A 21,896-nucleotide genomic window follows, 5' to 3' on the forward strand; every position below is an offset into this window, starting at 1 on the left:
CGCATCCTACCCCGCGCGGGCTCCGTGTGAACCTGCGTTCAGGCGCGAGCAGAACCCCTCCTTTTTGGTAGGATTTATGTTGCAACCGGCGCGTGATACGGATCATTCTTGCACTTGCGACTTGACCCACCTACAGAAAGCCAGGGAGCTCGAAAATGAACGACACCGCGTCTTCAACGCGAAGCGATCTGCAGGGACTTAGGTTGATCCGCGCTTTTGTCCGGATACGCGATCAACGCACCCGGTCCGAGTTCGTCGAACAAGTCGAAAAGCTCGCCGCGGAGCAGCCTGCGGGATCGGGTTCGAGCTTGCCCGGTTCATCTGGTTTCGCCGAGCATCCGGCGGATCCCCTCTGTTGATCTCTCGCCTTCTTCGTGTCGCCCAACGCCACGTTCCAGCATCATTCGCGTCTGCCCTTGTTGCAGGAAGTCCATGACTTGGCCGCAAATCGTGATAGCAGGGAGCCACGATCTGGCGATGCCTCAAATGCGAGTCCGCAGGCTAATTCCGCCCTGATGCCACCGCTGGGGTGTGGCGACGTCGGGACGATCGGCGTGCTCAGATATTCGGGTACGTCGCCGCATTTCCGGATCACCTTGGCGTCGCCGAAGACGCCGCGCGATGGGTCCTTCGGTCCCCGAGAGGGCGACCGCGCCCATGATGCCGGGCTTGCGGGACAACGCCTTGGCGCGCCTCACAGCGGCGTTGGCGGAAATGCATTCCGTCTTGCCGGCTGCAACTCCATCGTCGAGAACAGGCCGGCTCTCGTCGGGAGCGAACCGGACCGACACCTTCTTGCCATCGATGGTGTCGTCCTCGGGAGAACGAGGTGAACGGCACCAGGCAGCGGCTCTGCGGATCGAGCCAGCGCTTCCAGTACGCGCTCTCACTACCGGACGTTGGTCGTGCCGCCATCGAGCTCATCCTCAGCAGCTGCTGGAAGTCGACTGGCCTGCCCTTTGCTTACAGCTTGGTGGCGTCCACAGAACCCGCCACGAGGTCGGCACGCCCCAGCGTGCCATCACGAGTTCGCGTCCGCGCGGGATAGTGAGGAAAATCCTAGACACCAAGGGCAGATCGCCGGTTCGGTCATTCGCCGGTATGACCACGAACAGCCGGCGAATACCCTGAGCGCCTTTTTTCTGCGAGGAGCCCTTGCTTCCCGAAAAGACCAGCCCTACCTGTGCTCCGCCCGCATTGGCACTCGCGGGCATCGACTGCTAACTACCTAAAATCACCAACCCAAGCAATTGCTTAGGAGGACTGCATGAAATTCCGTCCGCTTCACGACCGCGTCGTGGTCAAGCGTATCGACGCAGAAGAGAAGACCGCAGGCGGCATCATTATTCCCGACACGGCCAAGGAAAAGCCGTCCCAGGGCGAAGTGATCGCCGTTGGCCCGGGCGGCCGCGACGAGAGCGGCAAGCTGATCCCGATCGACGTCGAGGTCGGCGATCTCGTGCTGTTCGGCAAGTGGTCGGGCACCGAGGTCAAGATCGACGGCCAGGAGCTGTTGATCATGAAGGAGAGCGACATCATGGGCGTTCTCACCGATGCGTCGGCCAAGAAGAAGGCCGCCTAATCCAACCGCTCGCACCGCTCACCCTGAGGAGCGCCTGCCGGGCGCCTCAAGAGTGAGATGAGACCAATCAACTCAGGGAAACCAATATGTCAGCCAAAGAAGTCAAATTCGGCGTCGACGCCCGCGACCGCATGCTGCGCGGCGTCGACATCCTCAACAACGCGGTGAAGGTGACGCTCGGTCCGAAGGGCCGCAACGTCGTGCTCGACAAGTCGTTCGGCGCGCCCCGCATCACCAAGGACGGCGTCACCGTCGCCAAGGACATCGAGCTCGACGATAAGTTCGAGAACATGGGCGCCCAGATGGTGCGCGAAGTCGCCTCCAAGTCCGCAGACGCGGCCGGCGACGGCACCACCACCGCGACCGTGCTCGCGGCTGCGATCGTGCGCGAAGGCGCCAAGGCGGTCGCCGCCGGCATGAACCCGATGGACCTGAAGCGCGGTATCGATCTCGCCGTAGACGCGGTCGTGGCGGACTTGCAGAAAAACTCCAAGAAAGTCACGTCGAACGACGAGATCGCCCAGGTCGGCACCATCTCGGCCAACGGCGATGCCGAAATCGGCAAGTTCCTCTCCGATGCCATGAAGAAGGTCGGCAACGAGGGTGTCATCACCGTCGAGGAAGCCAAGTCGCTCGAGACCGAGCTCGACGTCGTCGAGGGCATGCAGTTCGACCGCGGCTACATCTCGCCCTACTTCGTCACCAACGCCGACAAGATGCGCGTTGAGATGGACGACGCCTACATCCTCATCAACGAGAAGAAGCTCTCCTCGCTGAACGAGCTGCTGCCGCTGCTCGAGGCCGTGGTGCAGACCGGCAAGCCGCTGGTGATCGTCGCCGAGGACGTCGAAGGCGAAGCGCTCGCGACTCTGGTCGTGAACCGCCTCCGTGGCGGTCTGAAGGTCGCGGCCGTCAAGGCTCCGGGCTTCGGCGATCGCCGCAAGGCCATGCTGCAGGACATCGCGATCCTGACCGGCGGCCAGGCGATCTCGGAAGATCTCGGCATCAAGCTCGAGAACGTCACGCTCAACATGCTCGGTCGCGCCAAGAAGGTGATGATCGACAAGGAGAACACCACGATCGTCAACGGGGCCGGCAAGAAGGCCGACATCGAGGCGCGCGTGGCCCAGATCAAGGCGCAGATCGAGGAGACCACCTCGGACTACGACCGTGAGAAGCTCCAGGAGCGTCTCGCCAAGCTCGCGGGCGGCGTCGCGGTGATCCGCGTCGGCGGCGCGACCGAGGTCGAGGTGAAGGAGCGCAAGGATCGCGTTGATGACGCGATGCATGCGACCCGCGCGGCTGTCGAGGAAGGCATCGTCCCGGGCGGCGGCGTCGCCCTGCTCCGTGCCTCCGAGCAGCTCAAGGGCCTGCGCACCAAGAACGACGACCAGAAGACCGGCGTCGAGATCGTGCGCAAGGCGCTGTCGGCTCCCGCTCGCCAGATCGCGATCAACGCCGGTGAAGACGGTTCGGTGATCGTCGGCAAGATCCTGGAGAAAGATCAGTACGCCTATGGCTTCGACTCGCAGACCGGCGAGTACGGCAACCTCGTCACCAAGGGCATTATCGATCCGACGAAGGTCGTTCGCACCGCGATCCAGAACGCCTCCTCCGTGGCGGCGCTGCTGATCACCACCGAAGCCATGGTCGCCGAGCTGCCCAAGAAGGGCGGCGCCGGCCCGGCGATGCCCCCGGGCGGCGGCATGGGTGGCATGGGCGGCATGGACTTCTGAGTCCGGCCACTCAGGCGCACCACGGAATGCGAAACCCCGGCAGCGATGCCGGGGTTTTTGTTTGTGTGCCGAGCATGTTCGACAACTCTGCGGAGAGCAACCTGCTTAGTAGCGGATATCGAACATCTGCCGATTCTGGGGCGGGCGGCCAGCTCCCCACGTCGAATCATTTCGTCGCGTGCTCATCTCAATCGATCTCCTTTTCGCGGAGCCACCGGCGTCCTTCATATGCTGCGATCCTACGATCGTTCTGCCAAAGCTCAACCGCGTGGTCGCTTGCAAGCTTCCGCACCCGCTCCGTGGCGGTCCCTTCGTCCGAACAGATAAACTCGACAAAGCCTACGAGATGCCCGTCGCGTCTGACCATGTAGACAGTGTACCGTTCCATGCAAGTCGCCTCTCCACGTTGTCGGTTCAGAGCCTACTCGGCAGGGTGCTCCGGACATCGGGATGTCCTCGATCGCGCGGCCAGAGTTGCCAAGGAGAACTGACGCCACGACCGATCGTGGGGCATCGGACATTCCCGTAAGCTGGCAACTCATATGGTCCGCAATGGTTTACTTCTTTGAAGCAATGAGCACGTCAGCATAGCCCATTGCGGCACAGAGCTCGTTCGGCTGACTAAGATGCGACATCCCGTTCTATTAGCCGCGCTTGTGCGATCCGCGGCAGCGAGTCGGCGCAAGCAGCAAGACTGGGCCAGTCCAGGTGACATTGGCCTGCTATGCCCGTGGGTAGCGTGGGTCCTATGATTCCCAATCCAGCGTTGACCAAAGCTAGGCGGAACAGCCAAAGCCGAGCGGATCATCACATTGTCGCGTCTCGTTACTCGTCGGACTCAGCGGGGCGGAAACGTACGCGATGATCGACTTGATAGCGGTGGCGGGGCATCTTTCGCGCTTGACTGCGCGCGGGTCCCTCAATGCAGCCTCCGGAATAGAATCGTCAGGAAACGCACTTTGCAGCGCTCTATTCGGAAGACGATACCAAAGATTATTGTTGACGAGCCCAAAGGCTTGCGAGCCGTGCGACAAGGCTCGCTTCAGGAGGCTATGGCGCGGGTCAGGTTCGATCAATTTCAAAAGCAAAGACACGCGTTGCGGCTCCTTGTCACCGCACTGCCCAGTAGCACGCAACCAGGATGCCGGTGAAAACGAGCCCGGCGCAACATCCCAAGACGATTTCCATTGGGCCACTCCCTGATTGTTGCGTAGTTCTTCCGGCGACCGTTTCATGTCGCCTCGCAGATCGACGGGACGGACTCAAACGCAGGTGATGCGTCCGGTCCGCCCCTGCATCACCAAGCCCTGGATTGGTGATGGTATGCCGACCGAAGCAAGCTGCGTGCCGCGACGAAAGAGCTGGATTTATAGACCCTGCGCATCAACGGAGTGTCAGCTCACGGACAATGGTACCAAAGCTGACAAACTCACAAAGCTCGCACCACGCGCTGTCAGCGTCGCAAGAGCCGCCTGAACGCGTCTCGCATTGCGCTTGTCCAAAGCGTGCCGATCTGCGCCAAATCCATGGCGCGTGAGCACGGATTCACTGCTAGCAAAGCCGACGTCCAGTTTCAGCGAGGGAGAAAACATCGCTGATCCGCTTGATAGACTTGCGGAGATCGCGACTGGAGTCGGCTCTGTTCCTTCTTTCAAACCGGTCAGGCCGTTGATAACGGTGTCGGGTGTTCGACCATGTTGTCGGCATCTGACGTCACCGATCGAGCGAGATTGGCAATAGCCGTCTCCGAGGCCGCCGGAATTGCAATATGTCGGCGAGAAGGAAGCATGTGCCTTGCGCGGAGCTCACGGACTACCGAGAGCTGGCGGATCAGAGCCGGGCTTCGGTCAAATGAACGAGTTGCGCCCCGATGCGATAGAGCGCCTCCCGCGTGTCGCGGAAGCGCGGCTCCTCCACCGGAGTGATCGGAAGCGGAAGGTCTTGGTCGGCAACGTGCCCCAGCACATAGGACGCGAGCACGCCGCCGAACACAGTGCCCGGCGCGATTCCGCGGCCGTTATATCCATTGAACCCGATTACGTTGCGGTCCAACTTGTGAAAGCGGGGTAGGTTGTCCGAGGTCATACCGATCGTCCCGAACCAACCGGCCTCGAATTCGATGTCGGCGAGCTGAGGAAACAGCTTGCCCAGCGAGCGGATTGCCCACGCCCTGTGCACTGCTGTACTGCTCCGCTCAAGAGCACCGATGCTGCCATAAACCAGCCGACCTGCACGGTCGAAGCGAAATGAACTGAGCACCTGTTTCGTATCCCAGGCTCCCTGGCGTTCGGGCAAGATCGATGCTCTCAAATTGTCCGAGAGAGGTTGGGTCGCAAAGTTGAAGTAAGGCAGTTCGATCTGCTCCTGCCGGACCTGCGACCAGGGTCCTCGTGCGTAGGCATCGGTGGCAACAATCACCCAATCTGCACGCACAGATCCGGCTGCCGTATTGACCTTCCAGCGCGAGCCGCCGTCGCTGGCGGTGAGAGCGGCACTCTGAGTGAATATTTTCGCGCCCGCAGCAAGCGCGGCACGAGCCAAACCACGAACATAGGCCAGCGGCTGAATTGTGCCAGCGCGTTTATCCAGCAGTGCACCGGCGTAGTCGCCACCACCGATCCTCCGGCGCGTCTCCTCGGCATCGAGAATCTCGACCGGCGCACCACGTCGCTGCCATTGTTCAGCACGAGCCTCGATTTCTTCCAATCCCCTGCGTCCGACTGCACAGTGCAACGTGCCCGTGGGCTCTTGTTCGCATTCAATGCCATGTTGCGCGATAAGATCGAACACTCGCCGCGGCCCACGGCCGAGCAGATCGATCAGGCGCTCCCCATGGGTTTGTCCCAGCGTCGCTACGAGAGTGTCCGGCATGACCCACATACCGGCATTCACGAGACCGACATTGCGTCCGGAGCCGCCGAAGCCGATTTCAGACGCCTCGAGGACCGCGACCCGCGCTCCTCCTTCTGCAAGGTGGAGAGCGGACGAAAGCCCAGTATATCCGCCACCGATGACGAGGATATCGACGTCGATCTCGCCGGCCAGACGACCGGTCTGAGGTGCATGCGGAGCCGTCAGTTCCCAGAGTCCGTGCGATGTCGGATCGTCTTGCATCAGGTAAACTCCCTCGGCTGCAATTGTCCGTCACGTCGGAAATGCGCCGACAAGGCTCCCCGAGCTGCGAGGCCATGGCGGAGGAAATCCGGAAGTATGGCGCAGGCTCGCGAATAATCCGCGGGAGGTCAACTTTGAATGACGATTGACAGCCTGGGCATGGAGCTCGCAGAGCGAATTGGCATGAGGAAGGCAAAAGTCCCCATTGCGCGAAAAATCGCGATAACTTCTTCACTGCATCCGGCTCAATGGCACATTGTTCGACTGGAATCGGCGAAGAAATGCGGGTGGCGGCTCGACGTACTCCGCTGGGGAGCTTGAGGTGTCGCCCCGAACATCACCATCCGGCGCAGCGCGACCTCGATAAGCGATAGCATCAGCAGTGGGGACGCACCCAACGCTTGGCTGACAACACATATCGTCCGCGCTCGCGCCGGCAGAAACCAGAAATATCACTTGACAATCAAGTCAGACCAAGGCGCGAATTGAAGTGGCGCGGTGTTGGAGCGCAAACTCGACCAGCTCACGGAGCCTTCTTCCGCGGTAAGACCAAGGGGAAATGCTTCCGCCCCTATGTCGAACAGCAACTCATTTTAATCGACGAGCCGCAGGGGGCGCTGGCGCCTTGACCCAGCAATCAACTTGATTGCTTGCTTCTGGGCCATTCGTGCCGAGATCGACCTAAACGCGGAAAAAACCTCCGGCCGCCTGCGCGACCGGAGGTTTGCCGATAAGGGTCAGCCGCGTTAGTGGCGCTTGCCGGCAGTCGGCGTGCCGCCGACGGAGGAACCGTCAGCTGCCCCCTTGTTCGGAGCGATCCCGGTGGTGCCGGCTGCACCCTTTGTGTTCTTGACCGGCTTCATACCTGCCTTTCGGTCCGCAGTGCCGAGCTGAGCGGTCGAATCCTCATCATCGTTCATGCCGCCCTGTATGCTCTTGCCTTGCATGCCGCCGCGACTCTTGGCGTCGGTCGAGGGGTCTTGCGCGAGCACCTGGCCCGCAAGCAAAGCCGAAAGGACACATGCGACTACAGAGGTCTTCACCAACTTCATCATTTCTCCTGGACTTGTTCGCGATTGAACGATTCCATCTATGCAACGCCATTCGCTTTCACCGGATCGTCCCAACGCGTCAATACTGCGAACGGCGCCGCCAGCATCAACGTGATTCTTGTGGTCATCGTTTAGAGATTTTGAGGCGATTTCGCGGAGCAATTCCTATCGGCAGCGGCATTGACCATCTGCGCAAGCAGTTGAACTGCCGGACCTAGATTCTCAACGCGAGGACCACGATCGCGTCGGAAGACGCTGCTTGGGCTCCGTCGATGACTTATGAGTTTTGGAAGCGGATCGGAGCAGCCACCTGCAGAGGCTCTCCCAGTCTCGGCCGAAGCAACAATGCAGTAAAAGGCCTGCGAGCCAATTCATCGAAAACTGCCGCCCCTGCCCCACCTGCGGGCGTCGGACTTGAATATATGTGAACGCAATAATACGCTGGATTCATATCGTCTGACCTGGCCCGACGCCCACAGTCGCACTCGCATGCTAGCTCTGGCGAGTCAGTAGGCGAGGAGTTCATTGGTAAAGAACGACGCCGTGGGTTTGGGATGATCGATCGCTTGTTCGGTCTTCAGCAACTCGATCGCTTGTTCGATGAGCTTCGCGTCGACCCAGCCGATGGGCTTTCCTTCCTCGGGCACCATCGCGTCAATCGTTGCCCTGACTTGTGCTTCGATGACATCCACCGACGGTCCGACTTGCCAAACCTTGGCGATGGCATTCGCAGCGGCCCTCGGATCCCTTCGCGTTGCCTCGATACCCTCGCCAACAGCCGCGAGATAGCGCTTGAGGACGTCGGGCTTCTTCTCGATAGCGGAATCGCTCGTGACTGCCGCCAACCCTGGAACGACAAGCCCATATTGTGCGAGATCGAGGATGGGAAACTTGATTCCGGTCCGCTGCTCGAGCACGGGCAGGTCGCTGGTGCGATAAATGCTCACAGCGTCCACTTGGTTCTGCAGGAACTGGGGTACGCGCGATTGCGCGTCCATCTGAACCTTCTTGATCTTGGTGCAGTCGATCTTGTTCACCGCGCAGAAGGTTCCGAGATAGGATGTGCCCGTCTCGCCGACGGCATGCGCCACGATCTTGCCTTCGAGATCCTGCGGTTTGAGGATGGGGTTACCAGGATGCGAGATCATAACGACGGGCGTCTTTGGATGGTAGAGCGCGATGATCTTGATCGGCATGCCCTTCTGGATCGCGGAAGCAGCGAAGATCCCAGGCATGATGACGACGTCTTCCTGGCCCTGAACGAGCGCCCCGAGTGCCGCCTGCGAACCTGCGCCTTCTCCCATGCGTACGGCGAGGTTCTTGGCAGCATAAAAACCTCTGTCCTGCGCCAGATAGAGGTGGCCATACTCGCCCTTGAGCTTCCAGCTGAACCGCACTCGCACATCGTCGGCCGCCAAGGCCGCCGATGAGCACACGATGGCTGCGAAGAGCGCCATGACCGTCAGGGCAATGCTGTGCGAGGCCGTCTTGCAGTACCTTGCAGTCATAGTTTCCCTTTCGAACGCTTAGACGGCGCCGCGGTTCGAGCGCGGCGCCGTCTGTCTTGGCTCGCCAGATCGACGCTAGAATTTCACCGAGATACCCGCGCTGGCCGACTTTTCCGTGCAGCTGTTGGTGCTGGCGCCTGTTGCCGCAATGGTGCAAGTGCCGGGAGTGGCGTTACTGTCGAGACCAAACTTGTTCTTCCAGTATCGATAGGCAACCCAGACGTCGACGAAGTGACTGTATTTGGGGCCCATGAAGGCCTTGCTGGCATCGAACGTCAGGCGAATCGGTTCGCTGTTCACTTCGATCTTGCTGGCGGTGCTGAAACGTCCGGGGCCGGACAGCGCAGGCAGCGTATTGATGTCGCCCTTTTGTCCGGTGACAGAAACGCGGCCACTGATGGCGAAATACCGTATGCTTTCAGGGAGGAAGCCGAGATCCATGTAGTAATTGGTCTCGATCTTCCAGGTGGGCGGAAACACCCTGTTGCCGTCCGCAAGACAGGTCACCCCAGGAGTGCCCGGATTGAAGAGACCGCACTGAAGAAACGATTTGTGGCTTGCAATGTTGTAGACGACCAGCGGCGCCACGTTGAAATAGCCTTTGTACGGAAGATCAAAGGCGAATTGCAGACCAGCGACGACGTTGTTCGTCGCTGGTGCGTAATAATTATTTGCCGTACCGAGATCGGCGCCGACCTCGAACGAGATATTTCGCAGCGGTCCTATTTTGAACGCCTTCGTGTCGAATATCTCATTCCAGCCGAACGTGCTGCGCTCTATGCCGTAGAACTCCGTCGCGCCGGCGCAAGCGCCTGTTTGGCCGAAAGGCAGGGTACCGGTAGGCGAGCAGGGCGAAGCAGGATCGTTATGACCGGATTTCAGCATATCGATATTGAAGAAGTTTGTGCCGTAAGCCCACACATCGAAGTGGGTGAACGAATAGACCTGCTTTGCGGTCGTGCCGTTGATGGTGCCATTTGGCTGGATGCTATAAGCACCGGGGTCGGTCGCCGTAAATTGGTACGAGTAGGTCAGCCTGTTATCATTCACGAGGAAAAACGGAACATCCGGGATCGGCTTTGCCTTGACCGGCGCCGGACTGGGTTCGTCCGCAGCTCTCACGATGGACGAGCAAGCGATCAAACTGACCGCGAGTGCAATTGGAGTCAAAAGTCTGGAAGCATGCATGTTTAGTCCCCCTCTTCAAAAAACGAGCTGCCCGTCGGGCAGACTCAAGCCGCTAGACGAAATGCGACGCGGCCTTGGAGATAGCGGCGACCATCTCAATGCCGATCGAACCCAACTCCCCACAAGGTTCTTCAACGGGCTCACGCCCGCCTGATTTCGGACGCAGGTCATCTCCCGCAGAAAATCATCCTGCGGCACACATGCCTGGCTCTCTTGAAAACTGCCGCCCCTACCCTCGCTCAGTGGGCGACGAGCACACCTTTCGCTTCGAAGATATCGCGGATCTGGCGCACGTAGCCGTAATAGGCCTTGTCCTCGTGGACCTTGCTCCACTGGCGCGGACGCGGCATGTCGATCGTGAGGTCAAGGTCGATGCGACCCGGCCGCGGCGACATCACGAGTACGCGGTCGGCAAGGAAAACGGCTTCATCGATGCCATGGGTGATGAACAGAACGGTGTTTCGCACCCTCAGCCACATGGACTGCAAGTCCATGATCATCTGCTCGCGAGTCAGCGCGTCGAGCGCGCCGAAGGGCTCGTCCATCAACAGCAGACCCGGCTCCTGGATCAGCGCGCGGCAGATCGCCACGCGCTGCCGCATGCCGCCCGAAAGCTCCGATGGATATTTGTTGCCGAAGCCTTCGAGCCCGACCTGGGCGAGAAGGTCCTCGGCGTGCAGCCGGTATTTGGCCAGATCGAGCTTCTTGATCTCGATCGGCAGCAGGATGTTGTCGAGCACGGTCCGCCAGTAGAGCAGGAGATCCGACTGGAACACGACGCCGATCTTGGGATGCGGCTTGCTGATCCCCTGCCCGTCGATGGCGATCTTGCCGGTCGAGGCGGGGGTCAGGCCAGCGAGCAGGGACAGCAGGGTGCTCTTGCCGCATCCGCTCGGCCCCACCACCGCAACGAAACTACCCGGCTCGAAGCGAAGATCTATCTTTTCAAGCGCGACGACGTCGGTATCCTCGCGAGTTTCATAGATCTTCGAAAGCCGGGAAATCTCTATCGCCGCACCGGTAGATTGGATAGGAGTATTCATTACGCTGCCTCACTGGAGCTATGCCTCGTCCACACCTGTTGCATGCGGTTCATTTGGCGGCATCGCGCTTATGGGAAACGCGCGACTCGATGATATCGATGACGAAGTAGAGCATCACACCGAGTGCCGAGATCGTCACCACGGTCGCAAAGTTGAGCGTGGTGTCGAATTGCGAATTCGCCTGGAGCTGAAGATATCCGAGCCCTCGCTCAGCAGCGACGTATTCGCCGATGACCGCACCGATGACGGCGAGAGAAATCGCAACCTTGAAGCCCGCGAAAATATTGGGCAGCGCTGCCGGCAGGCGCAGCTTGAAGAAGGTCTGCCATTCGTTCGCGCCCATGGATCGGACGAGATTGACGAGATTCTTGTCGAGCGACTGCAGGCCGACGACGGTCGAGATCACGATCGGAAAGAACGAGATCATGAAGGCAAGCACGATCTTCGGTGCCCACCCGTATCCGAGATACAGCACCAGGATCGGCGCCAACGACACCTTGGGGACGGTCTGCAGACCGACAAGGATCGGATAAATGGCTCGTTCGAAGGCCCTGGAATAGAAAATCGACAAAGCCAGAGGAATCCCGATCAGCGCTCCAAGGAAGAAGCCGAAGATCACTTCGAGCAGTGTCACATAGGTATGGGCCGAGAGCAGCGGCAGGTCGTTGGCGATGCGCTTCGCGATAGCGAACGGCGTCGGCAGGACGAACTCCGAAAGCCCTGACAGTGGCACGAGAATTTGCCAAGCACCGATCAGCACCACAGCAACGAGGAGCGCCGAATAGCGATCCAGCCAACTGACGCGAGCCCGTTTCTTGCCGCTCATGCTCTTGCCTTGCTTTGGCTGCGCCCCACCGGCGCTGACAATATCCGTACTCGCCACGGCAACCTCACCACGTTAGAAGATTACAGTTGTCTTTGAGCAGAACCATCCGCCGGAGCCTTCGACGGCCTGGCAACATCAACGAACACTTCGCCGACAAGTGCGCTCTCGAGGCACAACCGGGCTTCCCGAACGAACCAATCGAGGAGAGGTCGCCAAGATCTGACGACCGCCCGGTGCTGTCGTCGAAAAAAACCGGCGCATCGCCCCCTCAGCGCCGACATTGCTGCAGCGAGATTCACTCGAGACATCCCGTTCACTCCCTGTCGATCTGGAGCTGAATGACGCAAGCCGGGCACCACGATTCGTGTGGCCCTTGCCTGCGGTCCGACGGCGCTCCCATTCCCGGATCGACCTATATTTGATCTCATGATGTGATCACAGTTTGATGTTGTCAAGCACGTAATGCGGGCGGCATGCGATCGTTTTTCGTGCACTGGATCCATTTCGGCGGCGCAACGATGGGCATTCGCGCGTTGCGACGGCTTGCCCCCGCATCTACGACGAGCGGATCGATCTCGCGGGTGATGGATTAAGAATTGCGGTCGATGTCGTATCGGCGCGGCTGCGCTTTCGACCGTCAGTGCCTGCAGGCGAAGATGCTTGGCAGGGAATTTTCGATCGTGGTGCGCGTCAAGTTGCGCGCGATGAACACCAGCCAGCCGCGCGGCGAACCTTCCGGCCATCGCGGCAGGTATTCTGGCGGATAGACGACGTGTTGCACGCCGTGGACGACAACCGGTCGCTCGTCCCCTTCGAGCTGCAACAAGCCCTTCACACGGAGAATGGATTGACCGCGTGCAGCCAGCAACAATTCAAGCCAGTCGACAAAGGCCGGCCATTCGACTTCTCGCGTCACCTCGACCGTGAAGGTCTCGATGCCGTGGCTGTGCACTCCCCGCGCAGCCCTGTCGTGCGCCCCGAGCGAGTGGGGCTTCCAGTCCTCGCCATGGGCCAGGACGTCGGCCGCCGAGGGCATCGCATGCTTGCTCGAGGTCAGCGAGCGCACTGAAGGATTGACCTTGGCGACATCGAGCTCAAGCGTGTCCAATTGCCAACGCTCGACAAGATCCGACTTGGTGACGACAACGCAATCCGCTAGCGCCACCTGCTGGGCCGCTTCCGCGAAGTTCCGAATGCTGTTGAGGCCACTGACGCCGTCCACGGTCGTAATGATGCTGCCGGCGCGATAGCCATGCAGCAATTCGGGAGCGCTCATCACTACCTGGATGATGGGCGCTGGATCGGCGAGGCCGGTGGTTTCGACCACGACCTGGCGGAAAGGCGTCACCGCGCCGCAGCGGGCCATCGCCAGGAGCTCGGCCAAGGTTGACACGAGATCGTCGCGCACAGCGCAGCACAGACATCCGGACGACAGCAGGACCACGTCTTCCGTGACCTCCCGCACCAGCAGGTGGTCCAGTCCTATTTCGCCGAATTCATTGATGATCACCGCAGTCTCGGCGAGACCCGGCTCCCCGAGCAGGTGTCGAAGAAACGTCGTCTTGCCGCTCCCGAGAAAGCCCGTCAGCACATGAACGGGAATCCGCGCGTCGAGGGAGGGAGCGGCGGGCTGCATGGTTCAGTTGACCTCGAATATGGCGTCGACCTCGACCGGAACGTTGCGGGGCAAGGAACTGCAGCCGACCGCCGCGCGGGCGTGGCGCCCTGCCTCGCCAAACACCTCCACCATCAGGTCAGACGCCCCATTGATGACCTTGGGATGATCCTTGAAGTCCGGCTCGGCGTTGACAAAGCCGCCCAGCCGAACGACCCCAACCACCCTGTCGAGATTGCCGTCCAGCGCCTGCTTGAGCTGAGCGAGGATATTGATTGCGCAGAGACGCGCAGCTTTTTGACCTTCCTCCACGGAGAATTCCGAGCCGAGCTTACCCGTGTACTTGTCCTTGCCGCCCTCGCTGGGGACCTGGCCGGAGATGTAGATCTGGCTGCCCAGTCTGCGCGCGGGAACGTAGTTGGCGCTTGGAGACGCCGTTGCGGGCAGGCTTATTCCCAGTTGGGCCAGTTTTTGATCAATCTTTGCTTCCATGGCGCGGTACTCCGGATCTCTGTTCTCAATCGTCGAATTGCAGTTCCATTCCTTGCGCGAAGGGCAGCTCGGCCCCCTGCGAGTCGGCGATGCTGAGCAAGGCCCGGCAAGTCGTCCGGATGTCCTGGATCGTCCCGCGTTTGACCGCGGTTGGGTTGCCCTCCTTCAGCCCCGCCAGAATGTCCTCGTGGTGAGACGCGCTCCAGGGCTTCGAGGGGATCAGCAGCGACATGTACATGGTCGGCCCGAACTGCAACCAAAGCGACTCGATCAAGAGCGTGAGCGTCTCGGATTCGCTCGCCTGGTAGAGTGTGAAATGAAATTTTTGGTTGAAGGAAAGGCAGTTCAGGATGTCACGCTTGGCGATCGCCTGAAGCAATTGCTTGTTGATGGACGTCAGTCCGTTCAACAACGCAGGCGAAGCTTTCTTGGCGGCGAGCTCGGCGGCTGTACCTTCGAGCAGTTCACGCACTGAAAAGATATCGCTCAGCTTCTCGGCGCTCAGCCTCGGCACGCGTACCGAGCCCCCCTTGGTCTCTTCCAAGGCATTCGCGGCGACGAGCTGGCTCAGCACTTCGCGAACCGGCATGGGGCTGGTTCCGAGCCCTGCCGCCAGCTTGCGCAAACTCATGACCTGGCCGGGAACAAAGGCTCCGACCATAAGTCCTCTACGCATATAGCTGAGCACACGCTCGTAGATGTGGCCCCGCTGCCGCTTGCCTTCTTCGTTGCCGTTTCCGGCAACTTCCGCTTTCTCGGTCCGCATCTCCCGACTCTCTTTCTCTTAGGACGTCGCTGGGCGCCATCCGATAGGCCTGAGGACATCGAGACCATCCCTGAGAGTTGGACGGCCTGTGTCCTGTGATCTCATATCGTGATCAGTAGTAGATTTGAGAGCGGGCGGCAACCGCAGCGGAGCACTGATGCCGCAAATCGGCACGCCAAGGTTGGCTCGGCCTGCCGATTTGACACAAGGAACGTGGCCCGGATCACCTGCGTGAGCATACGGGCCGGGCCTGAGATTAAGCGTTTGCTCCGACCTGATAGAGCTCGACCTTGGTTCCGTCGGGATCGGCGATGTAGATCGTCAAGCCATACGGCCCGTCGTGCAGATCATTGTAGTAGTGTACGCCGGCTTTTTTCAACTTGGCATCGAGCGCGCGCACGTCATTGACCTCGAAGGCGATGTGGTCGAGCTGGCGATGGTCTGCAGCCTTGCCGTTGATGAGGGCGATGCCTTGGTGGAAAGCAACGAAGGGCCGCCCGTCAGCCAGCGGCTTGGCCGGCCTGATCGTGAATCCCAGTTGACGGGTATAGAAGTCGACCGACCTGTCGATGTCATTGACCATGATCAACTGGTGACCGTAGTTGGTAACCCTCGGCTTCGCCTGCTCGGCGATCCAGTCGAGAACGTCCGACGACGGCGCTATCTCGCAGAAGTACTGCTTCCAGACCTGCTTGGCGGTTGCCTCCCAATCCGCATTGACGCCCGATACGCAATCCTCGACGGCAACCACATCGAGATCCCGGAGATAGGCTTCGCGGATGCTCGTCTCGACGCAAGCATTGGTGGTTGCTCCGGTGATGAAGAGATGCTGCGTCCCCAGCATCTTCAGCATCATCTCGAGCCTGGTCTCGTAGAACGCACCGAAGCGGTGCTTGCGGATCACGAAGGAAGGATTGAACTCGGCCAGCGGCTTGAGCTCGTCGATGATCTCCTCGTCCCAACTGCCGGCGAGCGCGGATACCTGCTTGCGCCGGGCGGTGTGGCCGAGCAACTTCTTCTTGGCGCGATTCCTGTCGATGGCAAAATGCTCCTGCATTGTCCAAATGACGGGAATGTCGACATCCTGGCACCGCTTGATCAGCCTTGCCAGCGGCGAGACGATCGAGGACAGGCGCTTTGTATCCACTCCGGAAATGCCCAGCGTTCCCTTCTCGTGGATGAAGGCGTTCTGGAGATCGATGACCAGCAGGGCCGACTTGCGATAATCGAGGGCTTCCAGGCTCATTTCTTGTCCTCCACCATGTCGATGCCGAGCACGCCGGCGCGGCCCCAGCTGTCTTTTGACGTTTCATGGATCACCACATGCAGATGATCCGGCTTGCAGGCGGCCTCCTCAACCATTGCATTGGTGATAGCCTTTACGAGTCGGCGCTTCTGCTCGACTGTACGGCCCTCCCACATTTCGACGACGACAAACGGCATCAGAAATCTCCTCCTCTTTGGATGGGTAGAGCGCCGGATGCCCAGGTGGGCACAGCGGCCGCGAAGCCCGTAACCAGATCGTTCCTTGCCAGATCGACCCCGCTGAGCAGCCACAGCGGGCGGTTGGCATAGTTGATCAAGACCTGCTCCTCCATGCACGCGCGATGGGCGGGATGCTGCGGGTCTCGATCGAAATGACTGGTGCCCGGCATCAGCCGGATGACATAAATCGGTTCCGACGGATCGAGCATCTTGAGCACATTTGTTCCGATCTCGTTGAGTCCGATCGCCCTCGGTCGCGGGTCAGCCTGGCCAACGGGCAACAAGACGATCGCCCCTGCGAATGGCACAACCGGCCAATAACGACCTTCCCGCCCTTCGCGCAGAAAGTCGGCATAGCTGCTCGTTTCCGCGAATAGCTCGCTGTCCCACAGGATGATGTCCGGCCCCAGGATCTCGCGCGCTGCATCGACGACGCCCTGGCTCTCGCAAAGGCCCAAAAAGACCCAGGGATCGGTCAAGCCGATCGCATGTCCCCATGGATTGTGGATTCCGGACAATCTCTCCTGACGGATCGTGGTCTTGCGCGCCACGATGGCGGCGACGGCTTCACGCACCGACATTTGGGCGGGCATGAGCGACTCTCGGCCTGCCAACTCCAGTCGGTGGAAGTCCGCGCCACTCATGACGGCAGGGTCACGCATCGACCGCGACCGAAGTGGTGGTCGGCGACGGAACCGTTTTCGTAGACGACGTCACCGCGAGCAACGGTCATCACCGGCCAACCCTTGAGCGTCCATCCCTCGTAGATGCAGGTACCCTTGCCGGTGTGCTTGACCGTGCGCTGCTCATCGAGGTCGACCAGCACGAGGTCGGCGTCGAAACCAACGTCGATATGGCCCTTGCGCGGCCAGAGCCCGAAGCGTCGCGCAGGGTTGAAAGAGTTGAGTTCGACAAGCCGGGTCAACGGCAAACCGCGCTGATGGACGCCGAAATGAAGCATCAGCGACAGCTCCCATGGAAAGCTCACCACTCCCGGGAATTCGGTCCAAAGATCCTCCAGCTTCTTGGGCAAGAACGGCACATGGTCGGTCCCGAGGCTGTAGACCGAACCGTTCATGACGCCGTGCCAAAGACCCTCGAGCTCGTTCCGGTCGCGCAACGGCGGCGATATCTTCGCACGCATGTCGAGATCTTCGTCGTAGCACGTGCGGGTGAGGTAGTGAGGACAGGTCTCTACCGTCACGCGGACGCCACGCGCCTGGGCCTCGGCGGCGAGTACCGGACCCATGCCGACGGAGGTGTGGACCAGATGAAGCGAACAGCCGGTCTTCTCGGCAAGGAAGAGCATGCGCCGTATGGTTTCCACCTCGCAGAAGGCCGGGCGGGATTCCGTGTACGCGCCGAGATCCTGACGGCCGGTGGCCGCGATCTCCTTTTTGATCCAGGAGGCGATCTGGGTGTTCTCGCAGTGAACGTTGATCACCCCGCCGGGAACCTTCGACAGGATGCGCATCGCGGCATAGACCCAGCCGTCCGTGGCCGGCACAATGCCAATCGGATTGTCCGGCTCGTAGCCGAAATAGCATTTGAAGGATTTGACGCCGGTCTTGGCGATGACCTCCGGAATCTCGGCGATATGTTCCTCACGCTGGATCCCGAAATGAAAGCCGAAGTCGATCACCGAGTTTTCCTCGCCAATCGCTTTGCGCTCCGCGTAGAACGGCAGATAGGACTCCTTCAGATTACGGATATAGAGAAGCGCGGTGGTCACGCCGCCGGAGGCCGCGGCGGCTGTCTCGGTCCGCATATCCTCGGCAAAGGGAAACTTCACGCCCAGATGGCAGTGCGGGTCGATCAAGCCCGGCATCAACACCCGCCCTTCGGCGTCGATGGTGCGCTTGGCTTCGGGAAGGACTTCGTCAGCCCCGGTCAGGACGATCTTGCCGTCCTTCACCGCAACGCCGCCGTGGAATTCTCCGTCGTGGCGAACCACTCGCGCGTTCTTTATGACCAGATCCGCCTTCATTGTCTTTGCTCCAGTATTTCCTCGATGCGTCGGCTGATGCCTGTCCACTGGCTGCGGCCGACGGTGATCGGTGCACGGGCGCCCATGCCGCGCGCCCAGACGGCCTTCAGTCCAAGTTCAGCGGCCGCGTCGCGGTCGATCGTTCCGGGAGGCGCTGCGACGTCGACCAGCAGCGCGTGTTTGGGCAGCAAAGCCAGCTGGTCGCGCTCGAGCAGTCGTTTTGGAACGCTGCCGATAACGATGTCCATGCGATGAAGAACTGCCGGCAATTGTTCGAGCGTTAGCGTCTCCGCGCCTGTCGCGTAGGCGGCGGCGCGCTGAACCGGATTGCGCGCCGCGACGTGGACATGAGCCCCGAGGCCGACCAACGTCTTCGTCAGAAGCGAGCCGATGGTACCTTGACCAACCAGGCAGATGTTGGACTTGTGGATGGTGATCTGCGTGTTTTCGATGATCACCTTCAATACGCCCTCGACGATCGCCGGCCCGCGCAACAGCATGAGGTCGACGTCCCATTCGTACTCGTGCAGCGCGATGCCGAGCGCCTTGCAATGGGCCCTCAGATTGTCGTCGGCCCAACCGAGGATGATGTTGCCGGGCCGCCTCATGCCGGCCAACATCTCGCGTGTCGGAACGATCTTTTGCGGACACTTGGGCGCGAAGAGCGCGCCCTCCGCGCTGATGCCTGGAATCGGAAACAGCGCGATGTCGGCCCCCTTCAATGCATCAGCCGCGTCCACAGCATGATAGACGCCTTCGATGCCCCCATCAGGCCAGGGAAAGCCGTAGGCTCGAACCGCGGCTCCAGCCCGCACGGCACAGCGAGCGATCTCCTGTTCGCGTGCGTCACCGGCTACGATCGCGACGACTGTATTCTGCCAACTCATGGGGCCCTTACCTTCTCAATGAGCTGATCCCTGGACATGCCGGCGATGCCCATTGCATCTGCAGTCCGCCCGCCGATCCGATAGTCGGTTCCGACGGCGGCCTGCGCAAGGCGATAGAGCGACGTCGCGACGGGCACGTTGACGTCGGCGATCCGCGCAAACTCCAGGAAGGGGAGCAAGCCGTGACCGAAATCCTCCTTGTAGTAGCGATATTCGAGCGAATCCGGTCCCTTGATACGGCGATTGGCCTCGCCGCCCGCGATTGCCGCGCGGTAATCGGTAACGTCAACCACGTCAGCCTCCACCGTGCCGAGCAGCTTCATCTCTTCAATCAAGTTCGGCAATTCATGCCCGAACGCCCGAGCGACCGCCAAGCGCTCGTCGTCCAATTGCCGCATGACCCGGGCGACCCCGGGCGTCATGGCGTCGACATAGAAAGTGAAGCTGCCGCCGGTCGCCTCGACCCAGGCGGCTGCCAGCACCGCGCCAGGGGGATGCAGGACCATGTTCACGTTGGAGAGGTCGGAGGCGATGACGTCCCGAACGGGCGTGACACCCGGATACAATTTTGCAGCAATCTCCAGCGCCTCCGCTCCTCCCCTGAGAGCGGCAGCCTTCAGTTGCTTCGCCCGACCGCTAATGGTGACGCCGTCAGGACGATATTTGCGCGCGACGTATGTAAGGGTCGAGAACTCAACCACCGGAGGCACTGACCGCCCGGTGCGGGAATAGGCCTCGGCGAATTCCAGTGCGCCTCCGGTGTGGCCGGGATTAAGCACGACAGGTTTGTTCGACGGCCAACCGGCCGCGGCGAGTGCGTTGGCGATGGCCGAGTGCGAGAAAGTCGGCAGGACCACGACTGCCACTTCGACTCCGGAGATGGCCGACTTGAGATCTGTCGAAATCAGGGTAGGCTTTGCAACTCCCTCGCCGAGCTTGCCGTCGAATGCAACGCCGCCGAGCTTGATGTGCGGCTCGAGCGTCTCGGCCGAACGCGCCCAGAAATGAACGGAGTGGCCCGCCAGAACCAATTCTGCGACCGAGGCCGTGCCCCCCGCCCCTCCTCCAAGTACGGCAACCTTCATTCTGTCCTCCGCAGATCGAAGCGTAAGTCGCGCCTCTTGAGAGGCAAACTTTGATCACAGCTTATGATCACAGTTATGATTGTCAAGCTTGAGAATTGCCAACCCGCTGCCTCATCGAAAGGCACTTCTGGAGCGTGACGCCGAACCATGACCGAGGGTTCGGCGGCGCAAGTCGGCTGTTTCGGGGCTGGAGCCGTTCATATCACTGGATCCGCGAGCACCCGGAACGGTTCCGTGATGCCGGGTCCAAATTCGCCAGCAAGGCAATCGGCGACCATCTCTGCGGTTGCGGCCGAAAGCGTCCACCCGAGATGGCCGTGGCCGGTGTTGTAGAAGACGCCCGGCATCCTGCCTCGACCGACCCGCGGCATCATGTTCGGCATCATCGGACGTAACCCGGCCCAGGGCACGACACGGTTGGTGTCGACAGAGGGGAACAGTGCTCGCGTCCAGTCAACCAGCGGCTTGATGCGATCCTGGCGGATGTCGCGGTTCATGCCGTTGAACTCCGCCGTTCCGGCGACGCGAAAGCGCGTGGCGCCCAATCGGCTGGTCACGATCTTGGCGCCATCATCGAGCAGGCTGACCCAAGGCGCCGCTCTCTGGCTCCGCTCGTCGTCGAGGTGCACGGTGATCGAATAGCCTTTTACAGGGTAGATGTTCAGCCGGTCGCCGAGCATCGCCGCGAGGTCGCGGCTTGCGGAACCGGCGCATATGACGACATTGTCGGCATCGATCTCTTCGACATGAGCCCCGCCTGAAGGCTCGTCACGCGAGTACTGGACGCGGAAAGTTTCGTCCCGAGCGATCTGCCTCACGGTGGCGTCAAACACGAAGCGCACGCCCCGCCTCTCGCAGGCCCTGGCGAGACCGCGGACGAACTTGTGGATGTCGCCGGTGGAATCCGACGGGGTATAGAAGCCTCCGAAGAAGTCGCCATGCAGCGTCGGCTCGATCGACTTCACCTCTGAGGCCGTCACCGGATGACGGTCAAGCCCTCCCTCCACCAGAATGGCATTGACCTTCAGCGCGTGCTGGAAACTCTGCTTGTCCCGGTAGAAGTGGAGGATGCCGCGACGTTCGTAATCGAAATCGATGCTCTCGCGCTCGGCGATGGCGAAGAGATGCTTGCGTGCGGCGATGGCGAGCCGTGTCGTCTCAACCGTGTTGTCGCGATAGTTCTTGATGTTGAAAATAAATTCGCCAAACCAGGCATATTTGTGCCAGGTCGGCGCTGGATTCATGAGGAGCGGTGCATCGCGCCTCAACATCCACTTCATTCCCTTGATGATCGTCGACCAGCTGTTCCAGACCTCCGCATTGCTCGCGGAAAGTTGGCCACCATTGGCGAACGATGTTTCCATGCCCGCGTAGCGCTGACGCTCGATCACCGTAACGGAATAGCCGCGATTGAGAAGGGCGTAGGCGGTGGTCACGCCGGTGATACCGGCGCCGATGACGACAACATGTGGCATTTCGCTCTCCGCGATCAAAGTTGGGAAGCGGACCGAAGCCCGCGGCTTGTCCCCA

The 21,896-nt window shown here is 60.6% G+C and carries 20 protein-coding genes; 3 read left to right on the forward strand and 17 right to left on the reverse strand.

Features of this window, described 5'->3' with window-relative positions:
• Positions 1 to 155 precede the first annotated feature (155 nt).
• The 3 genes from I3J27_RS32530 to groL all read left to right on the forward strand — a co-directional run bounded on the left by I3J27_RS32530 (position 156) and on the right by groL (position 3,318).
• The gene (locus I3J27_RS32530) at positions 156 to 359 is read left to right on the forward strand and encodes a hypothetical protein (protein WP_270162975.1); all 204 of its coding nucleotides are present in this window, start codon (positions 156 to 158) and stop codon (positions 357 to 359) included.
• Between the two features lie 908 nt (positions 360 to 1,267).
• Positions 1,268 to 1,582 carry a co-chaperone GroES gene (gene groES, locus I3J27_RS32540; RefSeq protein WP_270162976.1) on the forward strand — a complete coding sequence of 105 codons (315 nt, stop codon included), beginning with the start codon at positions 1,268 to 1,270 and terminating at the stop codon, positions 1,580 to 1,582.
• Positions 1,583 to 1,668: 86 nt separating this feature from the next.
• Positions 1,669 to 3,318, forward strand: coding sequence for a chaperonin GroEL (gene groL / locus I3J27_RS32545; RefSeq protein WP_270162977.1), 1,650 nt, complete (start codon positions 1,669 to 1,671; stop codon positions 3,316 to 3,318).
• A gap of 776 nt (positions 3,319 to 4,094) precedes the next feature.
• Here groL and I3J27_RS32550 read toward each other — a convergent pair.
• From I3J27_RS32550 to I3J27_RS32630, 17 genes are all read right to left on the reverse strand, one after another.
• A complete protein-coding gene (locus I3J27_RS32550; protein WP_270162978.1) occupies positions 4,095 to 4,553 on the reverse strand; it encodes a hypothetical protein in 459 nt (152 codons plus the stop codon).
• A gap of 595 nt (positions 4,554 to 5,148) precedes the next feature.
• Positions 5,149 to 6,432, reverse strand: a complete 1,284-nt coding sequence (locus I3J27_RS32555; RefSeq protein WP_270162979.1) for an NAD(P)/FAD-dependent oxidoreductase — start codon at positions 6,430 to 6,432, stop codon at positions 5,149 to 5,151.
• 746 nt (positions 6,433 to 7,178) lie between these two features.
• Positions 7,179 to 7,487: a hypothetical protein gene (locus tag I3J27_RS32560; protein ID WP_270162980.1), complete on the reverse strand. Its 309-nt coding sequence runs from the start codon at positions 7,485 to 7,487 to the stop codon at positions 7,179 to 7,181.
• 503 nt (positions 7,488 to 7,990) lie between these two features.
• Positions 7,991 to 8,992 (reverse strand): ABC transporter substrate-binding protein, encoded by a 1,002-nt coding sequence (locus I3J27_RS32565; protein ID WP_270162981.1) that lies wholly within the window; start codon positions 8,990 to 8,992, stop codon positions 7,991 to 7,993.
• Between the two features lie 75 nt (positions 8,993 to 9,067).
• Positions 9,068 to 10,180 (reverse strand): hypothetical protein, encoded by a 1,113-nt coding sequence (locus I3J27_RS32570; RefSeq protein WP_270162982.1) that lies wholly within the window; start codon positions 10,178 to 10,180, stop codon positions 9,068 to 9,070.
• A 239-nt stretch (positions 10,181 to 10,419) separates the two neighbouring features.
• Positions 10,420 to 11,223, reverse strand: a complete 804-nt coding sequence (locus tag I3J27_RS32575) for an ABC transporter ATP-binding protein (RefSeq protein WP_270162983.1) — start codon at positions 11,221 to 11,223, stop codon at positions 10,420 to 10,422.
• A 49-nt stretch (positions 11,224 to 11,272) separates the two neighbouring features.
• Positions 11,273 to 12,049 carry an ABC transporter permease gene (locus I3J27_RS32580; RefSeq protein ID WP_270162984.1) on the reverse strand — a complete coding sequence of 259 codons (777 nt, stop codon included), beginning with the start codon at positions 12,047 to 12,049 and terminating at the stop codon, positions 11,273 to 11,275.
• A 637-nt stretch (positions 12,050 to 12,686) separates the two neighbouring features.
• Complete coding sequence (locus tag I3J27_RS32585) at positions 12,687 to 13,685, reverse strand: CobW family GTP-binding protein (protein WP_270162985.1); 999 nt, start codon at positions 13,683 to 13,685, stop codon at positions 12,687 to 12,689.
• Positions 13,686 to 13,688: 3 nt separating this feature from the next.
• Positions 13,689 to 14,156, reverse strand: a complete 468-nt coding sequence (locus tag I3J27_RS32590; RefSeq protein WP_270162986.1) for a RidA family protein — start codon at positions 14,154 to 14,156, stop codon at positions 13,689 to 13,691.
• Positions 14,157 to 14,181: 25 nt separating this feature from the next.
• Positions 14,182 to 14,922 (reverse strand): GntR family transcriptional regulator, encoded by a 741-nt coding sequence (locus tag I3J27_RS32595; RefSeq protein WP_270162987.1) that lies wholly within the window; start codon positions 14,920 to 14,922, stop codon positions 14,182 to 14,184.
• A gap of 256 nt (positions 14,923 to 15,178) precedes the next feature.
• Positions 15,179 to 16,168 carry an isochorismatase family protein gene (locus tag I3J27_RS32600; RefSeq protein ID WP_270162988.1) on the reverse strand — a complete coding sequence of 330 codons (990 nt, stop codon included), beginning with the start codon at positions 16,166 to 16,168 and terminating at the stop codon, positions 15,179 to 15,181.
• Complete coding sequence (gene thmT / locus I3J27_RS32605) at positions 16,165 to 16,365, reverse strand: 2-hydroxymuconate tautomerase (RefSeq protein WP_270162989.1); 201 nt, start codon at positions 16,363 to 16,365, stop codon at positions 16,165 to 16,167. The genes I3J27_RS32600 and thmT overlap by 4 nt, the downstream gene beginning before the upstream one ends.
• Positions 16,365 to 17,000 carry a resolvase gene (locus I3J27_RS32610; RefSeq protein ID WP_270162990.1) on the reverse strand — a complete coding sequence of 212 codons (636 nt, stop codon included), beginning with the start codon at positions 16,998 to 17,000 and terminating at the stop codon, positions 16,365 to 16,367. Before I3J27_RS32610 ends, thmT begins: the two co-directional genes overlap by 1 nt.
• Before the next feature lie 47 nt (positions 17,001 to 17,047).
• Positions 17,048 to 18,394 carry a dihydroorotase gene (locus tag I3J27_RS32615; protein ID WP_270162991.1) on the reverse strand — a complete coding sequence of 449 codons (1,347 nt, stop codon included), beginning with the start codon at positions 18,392 to 18,394 and terminating at the stop codon, positions 17,048 to 17,050.
• Positions 18,391 to 19,281, reverse strand: a complete 891-nt coding sequence (locus I3J27_RS32620) for a dipicolinate synthase subunit DpsA (RefSeq protein WP_270162992.1) — start codon at positions 19,279 to 19,281, stop codon at positions 18,391 to 18,393. The genes I3J27_RS32615 and I3J27_RS32620 overlap by 4 nt, the downstream gene beginning before the upstream one ends.
• Positions 19,278 to 20,366, reverse strand: coding sequence for an NAD/NADP octopine/nopaline dehydrogenase family protein (locus tag I3J27_RS32625; RefSeq protein ID WP_270162994.1), 1,089 nt, complete (start codon positions 20,364 to 20,366; stop codon positions 19,278 to 19,280). Before I3J27_RS32625 ends, I3J27_RS32620 begins: the two co-directional genes overlap by 4 nt.
• Positions 20,367 to 20,563: 197 nt before the next feature.
• A complete protein-coding gene (locus I3J27_RS32630) occupies positions 20,564 to 21,841 on the reverse strand; it encodes a D-amino acid dehydrogenase (RefSeq protein WP_270162995.1) in 1,278 nt (425 codons plus the stop codon).
• Between the last annotated feature and the right edge of the window lie 55 nt (positions 21,842 to 21,896).

This window comes from Bradyrhizobium xenonodulans (assembly GCF_027594865.1).
Taxonomy (GTDB): domain Bacteria; phylum Pseudomonadota; class Alphaproteobacteria; order Rhizobiales; family Xanthobacteraceae; genus Bradyrhizobium; species Bradyrhizobium xenonodulans.

Bases quoted from the DNA above. Each gene is read 5' to 3' on its own strand.
- I3J27_RS32575 (WP_270162983.1), bottom strand. From the start codon at position 11,223: ATGAATACTCCTATCCAATCTACCGGTGCGGCGATAGAGATTTCCCGG.
- I3J27_RS32560 (WP_270162980.1), bottom strand. From the start codon at position 7,487: ATGATGAAGTTGGTGAAGACCTCTGTAGTCGCATGTGTCCTTTCGGCT.
- I3J27_RS32620 (WP_270162992.1), bottom strand. From the start codon at position 19,281: ATGAGTTGGCAGAATACAGTCGTCGCGATCGTAGCCGGTGACGCACGC.
- I3J27_RS32600 (WP_270162988.1), bottom strand. From the start codon at position 16,168: ATGAGCCTGGAAGCCCTCGATTATCGCAAGTCGGCCCTGCTGGTCATC.
- I3J27_RS32580 (WP_270162984.1), bottom strand. From the start codon at position 12,049: ATGAGCGGCAAGAAACGGGCTCGCGTCAGTTGGCTGGATCGCTATTCG.
- groES (WP_270162976.1), top strand. From the start codon at position 1,268: ATGAAATTCCGTCCGCTTCACGACCGCGTCGTGGTCAAGCGTATCGAC.
- I3J27_RS32615 (WP_270162991.1), bottom strand. From the start codon at position 18,394: ATGAAGGCGGATCTGGTCATAAAGAACGCGCGAGTGGTTCGCCACGAC.
- I3J27_RS32555 (WP_270162979.1), bottom strand. From the start codon at position 6,432: ATGCAAGACGATCCGACATCGCACGGACTCTGGGAACTGACGGCTCCG.
- I3J27_RS32590 (WP_270162986.1), bottom strand. From the start codon at position 14,156: ATGGAAGCAAAGATTGATCAAAAACTGGCCCAACTGGGAATAAGCCTG.
- I3J27_RS32530 (WP_270162975.1), top strand. From the start codon at position 156: ATGAACGACACCGCGTCTTCAACGCGAAGCGATCTGCAGGGACTTAGG.
- I3J27_RS32610 (WP_270162990.1), bottom strand. From the start codon at position 17,000: ATGCCCGCCCAAATGTCGGTGCGTGAAGCCGTCGCCGCCATCGTGGCG.
- I3J27_RS32625 (WP_270162994.1), bottom strand. From the start codon at position 20,366: ATGAAGGTTGCCGTACTTGGAGGAGGGGCGGGGGGCACGGCCTCGGTC.
- I3J27_RS32550 (WP_270162978.1), bottom strand. From the start codon at position 4,553: ATGAAACGGTCGCCGGAAGAACTACGCAACAATCAGGGAGTGGCCCAA.
- I3J27_RS32630 (WP_270162995.1), bottom strand. From the start codon at position 21,841: ATGCCACATGTTGTCGTCATCGGCGCCGGTATCACCGGCGTGACCACC.
- I3J27_RS32585 (WP_270162985.1), bottom strand. From the start codon at position 13,685: ATGCAGCCCGCCGCTCCCTCCCTCGACGCGCGGATTCCCGTTCATGTG.
- thmT (WP_270162989.1), bottom strand. From the start codon at position 16,365: ATGCCGTTTGTCGTCGTCGAAATGTGGGAGGGCCGTACAGTCGAGCAG.
- I3J27_RS32565 (WP_270162981.1), bottom strand. From the start codon at position 8,992: ATGACTGCAAGGTACTGCAAGACGGCCTCGCACAGCATTGCCCTGACG.
- groL (WP_270162977.1), top strand. From the start codon at position 1,669: ATGTCAGCCAAAGAAGTCAAATTCGGCGTCGACGCCCGCGACCGCATG.
- I3J27_RS32570 (WP_270162982.1), bottom strand. From the start codon at position 10,180: ATGCATGCTTCCAGACTTTTGACTCCAATTGCACTCGCGGTCAGTTTG.
- I3J27_RS32595 (WP_270162987.1), bottom strand. From the start codon at position 14,922: ATGCGGACCGAGAAAGCGGAAGTTGCCGGAAACGGCAACGAAGAAGGC.